The organism is Cellulomonas sp. ACRRI (assembly GCF_022346185.1).
In the GTDB taxonomy this organism is placed as follows: domain Bacteria; phylum Actinomycetota; class Actinomycetes; order Actinomycetales; family Cellulomonadaceae; genus Cellulomonas.
On sequence record NZ_JAKRMS010000203.1, the window covers coordinates 1 to 4,418 of the forward strand.

Annotated in this window: 4 protein-coding genes and 1 pseudogene; 3 read left to right on the top strand and 2 right to left on the bottom strand. The window is 78.3% G+C overall.

Features of this window, described 5'->3' with window-relative positions:
* Positions 1–117: 117 nt before the first annotated feature.
* From MHY85_RS20270 to MHY85_RS20280, 3 genes are all read left to right on the top strand, one after another.
* Positions 118–762 carry an RNA polymerase sigma factor gene (locus MHY85_RS20270; RefSeq protein ID WP_239200094.1) on the top strand — a complete coding sequence of 215 codons (645 nt, stop codon included), beginning with the start codon at positions 118–120 and terminating at the stop codon, positions 760–762.
* Positions 743–1,558 (top strand): anti-sigma factor, encoded by an 816-nt coding sequence (locus tag MHY85_RS20275; RefSeq protein WP_239200096.1) that lies wholly within the window; start codon positions 743–745, stop codon positions 1,556–1,558. The genes MHY85_RS20270 and MHY85_RS20275 overlap by 20 nt, the downstream gene beginning before the upstream one ends.
* 175 nt (positions 1,559–1,733) lie before the next feature.
* Positions 1,734–3,335, top strand: coding sequence for an FAD-dependent monooxygenase (locus tag MHY85_RS20280; protein WP_239200099.1), 1,602 nt, complete (start codon positions 1,734–1,736; stop codon positions 3,333–3,335).
* 10 nt (positions 3,336–3,345) lie between these two features.
* Here the strand turns inward: MHY85_RS20280 and MHY85_RS20285 are convergent, their stop codons facing one another.
* A complete protein-coding gene (locus tag MHY85_RS20285; protein WP_239200102.1) occupies positions 3,346–3,705 on the bottom strand; it encodes a VOC family protein in 360 nt (119 codons plus the stop codon).
* Between the two features lie 121 nt (positions 3,706–3,826).
* Positions 3,827–4,418: pseudogene (locus tag MHY85_RS20290) on the bottom strand (hypothetical protein); the annotation flags it as partial.

The window sequence follows — 4,418 nt, forward strand, 5'->3', positions numbered from 1 at the left end:
CGGCCACGCCGCCGCCCCCGCGACGTGGCCGGGCTCCTGCCCCGTGCGTGCCACCGTCGACCGGGGCGCGCCGCCCGCCGCCGACGACGTCCTGGTCACCGGGACCCCGGTCGGCGCATGATGGCCTCCGCGACCCCCGCGCCCCGCGGCGGGACCCGGCCCGCGAGGAGGCGTACCCTGCCCAGCCCCGTCGCGCGCCTGCGCCCGCCGTTCGACTGGGACGACGACGCCCTGGCGCGCGCGTTCGAGGCGGGCGACGAGCAGGCGCTCGCCGAGGCGTACCGGCGGTGGTCGGCGTTCGTGCACACCGTGGCCCTGCGGACCCTCGGGTCCGCCGCCGATGCCGAGGACGTCACCCAGCAGGTGTTCGTCGCGGCCTGGCGCGGGCGCTCGGGGTACCGCGCCGACCGTGGGCCGCTGCGCGCCTGGCTGACCGGCATCACCCGGAACGCCGTGGCCGACGCGCTCGCCCGCCGCGGCCGGGACGCCCGGGACCTGCGCGCCGTCGCCGCCCGGGCCCCACGCGAGCCCGAGCCCGAGGCGGCGCGGGTGGCGGACCACGTCGTGGTCGTCGACGAGCTGCACCGCCTCGGCGAGCCGCAGCGCACGATCCTCGCCCTGGCGTTCTACGACGACCTCACGCACGACCAGATCGCCCGGCGCCTCGACCTGCCGCTCGGCACGGTCAAGAGCCACATCCGTCGTAGCCTGCAACGGCTGCGCGACCGGTTGGAGGTGGACGGTGCCGCACCTCGACCCTGAGGACCTGGCGCTCGCCGCCCTGGGCGAGCCGCTCGACGCGACCTCGCGCGCGCACCTCGCGGCGTGCGCCGGCTGCGCGCGCGAGGTCGCGTCGCTCGCCGCCGCGGTGGCGGTGGCACGGGACGGATCCGGGGACGCGTCGGTGCCGCCGCCCGACGGCGTCTGGGTGCGGGTGCGGGACGAGCTGGGCCTCGCGGCCGACGTGACGCCGGGAGACGCGACGCCGTCCCCCGCCGCGCCCGGGGGGTCGGACGAGGCTGCGCGGCCGGCCGGGGCGGGCGCGGGGCCCGACGCGTCGCGGTCGACCCGGACCGCCGAGGGCCCCGCCGACGCACCCGCCGCGGGGGCAGGACCCGCGCGCCGCCGCGGGCCCTGGCTCGCCGCCGCGGCCGCCGGCCTGGTCGTCGGGGCCGTCGCCGGGGGCGTCGCCGTCTCCGCCGCGCTGCGCGGCGACGCCGAGACCGTCGTCGCCGAGGTCCGGCTCGACGCCCTGCCGGGCTGGTCCGCGACCGGTGACGCGCAGCTCGAGGAGGACGCCGCGGGACACCGGACGCTGGTCGTGCGGCTCGCCGACGCCGACGCCGACGGCTTCCGCCAGGTGTGGCTGCTGGACACGGGGGCGACGCGCCTGGTCTCGCTGGGCGTGCTCGACGGCGACGAAGGGCGGTTCGTCATCCCGGACGGGCTCGACCTCGCCGAGTTCCCGGTGGTCGACGTGTCGGCCGAGCCGTTCGACGGCGACCCGGCCCACTCGGGTGACAGCATCGTGCGCGGCGAGCTCGCCGTCCCGGCCTGACCGGCCGGGACCTCAGGGCGAGGAGCGGCACGACGGCGGGGCGCGCAGGCGGGGAGCGCCCTGCGGGCGGCGGCCGCTCATCCGCCGCGGGTGAGGCCGCCGGCCGGGGCGCGCGGTCACGGTGGGCGCGAACGGGCGCCGTCCGGCCGGCAGCGCCCGGGAACGGGGGAGTCCGATGTCCGGCACCGCAGAGGAGCCGTCCACCGTGCTCGTCGTCGGCGCCGGTCCGGTGGGCCTGACCGCCGCGTGCGAGCTGGCCCGCCAGGGCGCACGGGTCCGGGTGGTCGAGGCGCTGACCGAGCCCACGACGCAGTCCCGCGCCGTGGTCGTGCAGGCCCGCACCCAGGAGCACCTGGCGGCGATGGGCGTCCTGGACGAGCTGGTCGCGCGGGCGGTGGAGATCACCGCCGTCGAGGTGCGCTCCGGCGCGGCGGGCACCCTGCGGCTGCGGGCCGTCACCACCGGCATCGACTCCCGCTACCCGCGCGCGCTCGACACCCCGCAGCCGGAGACCGAGGCGGTCCTCGCCGCCCTGGCCGCACGCCTCGGCGTGGCCGTCGAGCGCGGCGTCACGCTGACCGACCTCGCGCAGGATGACCGCGGCGTGGACGTCACCCTCGCGTCCGCGGCGGGCACGGCACGGCAGCGCGTCGGGTGGGTGGTCGGCGCCGACGGCGGGCACAGCCGCGTGCGGGCCGCCGTCGGCGAGCGGATCGAGGGCGTCCCCGACGGTGGGCACTTCCTGTTCGCCGACGTCGCCGCCGCGACCACGCTCCCGTCGGACACGATCCGGCTGTTCGCCGGCCCGGACGGCGTCTCCGGGGCGTTCCCGATGCCCGACGGGCGCACCCGGTTCCTGCTCCAGGTCCCCGCGGCGGGACCGCCCGCGCAGCCGACCTTGGACGAGGTGCAGCGGCTGGTCGACGAGCGCATGGGCGAGCACTGGCGGCTGAGCGACGCGCGCTGGCTCGTCGGGTTCGAGGTGCACCACGGCCAGGTCGAGCGGTACCGCCGGGGGCGGGTGCTGCTCGCCGGCGACGCCGCGCACGTGCACAGCCCGGCGGGCGGCCAGGGCATGAACACCGGGATGCAGGACGCGGTCAACCTCGCGTGGAAGCTCGCGCTGGTCAGCACCGGGCGGGCCGCGGACGCGCTGCTCGACAGCTACCACGCGGAGCGGCACCCGGTCGGCGCCGCGGTCGTCCGGCAGACCACCCGGCTCACCCGCGCCGTCGCCACGCAGGGGCCGCGGGGCCACCTGCGTGACGTCGGGCTGCTGCTGCTCGGCCACGTGCCGGCGGTCGGCGAGGCGGTCGCGGCGAGCATGGCAGAGGTGCGGCTGCGGTACCGGGGGAGCCCGGCCGTGGGCGGCGGCGCCGGCGTGCAGGGCGCGTGCCCGGGCGACCACGCGCCCGACCCGGAGGGGCTCCGGGCGGTGGACGGCGGCCCCGCCCGCATCGGCGACCTGCTGCGCCGGCCCGGGCACCTCCTGCTGACCACGTGCCTGTCCCGGACGTCGCACGAGCGGCTGCGCGCCGTGCTGGGCGGGCTCGGCACGGTGGTCCCGGTGCGGCCGGGGCCGGACGGCACCGCCGACGGCCCGGTGCTGGTCGACCCGGGCGGCGTGGTCGCCGACCGCTACGGGATCGGGCACGACGGCGCCGCGCTGATCCGGCCCGACGGGTACCTCGGTTACCTGTCGGCCCGCACCGACCCGGGCGACGTCGCCCGGCACCTGGCCGAGCGCGAGCACCTGGTCGGCGTCGGGAGCGGCTGAGCGCCCGACCTCACCAGCAGAGGCAGAACGGGTGCCCCGACGGGTCCGCGTACACCTGGAACCCCTCGGGCGCGTCCGGGTCGTCCGCCGGCTGGAGCAGCTCGGCGCCCAGCCCGGTCACGTGGGCGTGCGCCTCCGCCAGGTCCTCGACGTAGAGGTCGAGGTGGATCTGCTGCTGCTCGCCGTCCGGCCAGTCGGGCCGCACGTGGTTCGGGGCCAGCTGGAAGCCCATCCGCGGCTCGCCGTCGACGTAGAGCATGTGCCAGTCGTCGTCGGGCTCGACCGTCCCGCCGAGGACACCGGCCCAGAACGCGCTCTCCGTCGCCAGGTCCGCCGTGTCGAACACCGTCACCTGATGCCTGATCCGCATGCCCCGATGCTGGCACCGGCCGCCGACACGCGCGAGGTCGGAGCGGGGCGGCCGGGTCGAGGCCGGCCGCGAGGTGTGCGCCGATGTCCAGGCCGGTCGCAGACCGCGGAGCCGTCACGGCTCAGAACGGGGGTGGGGTGTCGAAGGGGTCGGTGGTGGCGTCGTGGGACTGGCCGGTGCCGGGTCGGGTGAGGTAGCGGTGGCCGGTGGGGGTGATCCACTCGAACAGTCCGGGTTGGATCTGGCGCAGCCGGAAGCCGCCGTCGGTCTTGAGGCGGTGGTGGCGGTGGCAGAGCGGTCCGAGGTTGTCGGCGTCGGTGCGGCCCGGGGGTGTGTCGGGGTCGGTGCCGGGTCGGGGGTGGTACTCCTCGGTGTGGTCGAGGTCGCAGCCGCGGGCCGGGACCGTGCAGCCGGGTGCGGCGCAGGTCGTGTCGCGGGTCCGGACGTGCTCGTCGAGGGCGGCGGGTGGTCGGTATCTCTGGCGTCCGACGTCCAGGACGCGGTCGGTGAGGGGGTCGGTGACGACCCGTTGCCAGATGGCGCCGGCGGCGAGGGCGCGGGCGGTGACGGCGTCGACGGGTCCGTGGCCGTCGAGGTGGGCGGGTTGGTCGTCCAGGCCGAGCAGGGTGGAGGCGGGGATGGTGATCCGGACCTGGGCGCCGGGGCGGCCCGAGCAGCGGGTGCAGCCACGCCGCGCGGGTGCGGGTGCGGCG

Coding starts and splice junctions, on each gene's coding strand:
- MHY85_RS20270 (WP_239200094.1), top strand. CDS start 118: ATGATGGCCTCCGCGACCCCCGCGCCCCGCGGCGGGACCCGGCCCGCG.
- MHY85_RS20280 (WP_239200099.1), top strand. CDS start 1,734: ATGTCCGGCACCGCAGAGGAGCCGTCCACCGTGCTCGTCGTCGGCGCC.
- MHY85_RS20285 (WP_239200102.1), bottom strand. CDS start 3,705: ATGCGGATCAGGCATCAGGTGACGGTGTTCGACACGGCGGACCTGGCG.